At 70.9% G+C, this 818-nt stretch carries 1 protein-coding gene and 1 pseudogene; both read left to right on the forward strand.

Features of this window, described 5'->3' with window-relative positions:
• Window positions 1-359, forward strand: a pseudogene (locus QMK28_RS34025) (transposase); the annotation flags it as partial.
• A 40-nt stretch (window positions 360-399) separates the two neighbouring features.
• The coding region (locus QMK28_RS34030) for a hypothetical protein (RefSeq protein ID WP_326443563.1) at window positions 400-818 on the forward strand (419 nt) is incomplete at its 3' end.

Genomic DNA, 818 nt, shown 5'->3' on the forward strand with positions numbered 1-818 from the left:
CCGCGAGCGTGCACGACAACGCCATCGGCATCGCGCTGCTGGACAAGGTCGCCGCCGCCGCGCCCACCGTGACCAAGGCCTGGGTGGACGCCGGGTTCAAGAACGCCGTCGTCGAGCACGGCGCCCGCCTCGGCGTCGACGTCGAGATCGTCCAACGCGCCCCCGGCACACGAGGGTTCACACCGGAGCCGAAGCGGTGGGTGGTCGAGCAGACCTGGGGCACCCTCATGCTCCACCGCCGGCTCGCACGGGACTACGAGACGAAGCCGGCCAGCTCGGTCGCGATGATCCACTGGTCCATGACCGACGTCATGCTCCACCGCCTCACCCGCACCTCCACCCCGACCTGGCGCGCCCCGCCCGCCCGGCGACCGGCAGCCCCGACCGGCGGGAGCACCGATGAGGGAACTCCTGGACAAGATCGAGACCAGACAGCGGCTGATACGCGAGACCACCGAACGGCTGCGTGAACAGATCGCCCAGCTCGGCGAGCAGCTCACCGCCGCCGAGCGGACCCTGGACCGGCTGGAGATCACCCGCACGACCGTGCTGGAGCTGGCCGCCGAGGACGGTCTCCCGCCACCCGACCCTCTCCCGCCCGGCTACCACGAGATCCTCACCGCCATCGAACAGGCCCACGAAGGGCTCCGCGCCAAGGACATCTGCCAGACCCTGGGCACCGGCACGGAACCGCGGCACACCGAAAGCACCCGCGCGAAACTGAAACGCCTGGTCAGCCGCGGCCTGCTCCTCGAACCCGAACCCGGCCTGTTCACCCTGCCCCGACCGACTCCCTCCACGCCACGCACCGACTCAAC

Origin of the sequence: Streptomyces sp. H27-D2 (assembly GCF_035828615.1) — a bacterium.
Classification (GTDB): domain Bacteria; phylum Actinomycetota; class Actinomycetes; order Streptomycetales; family Streptomycetaceae; genus Streptomyces.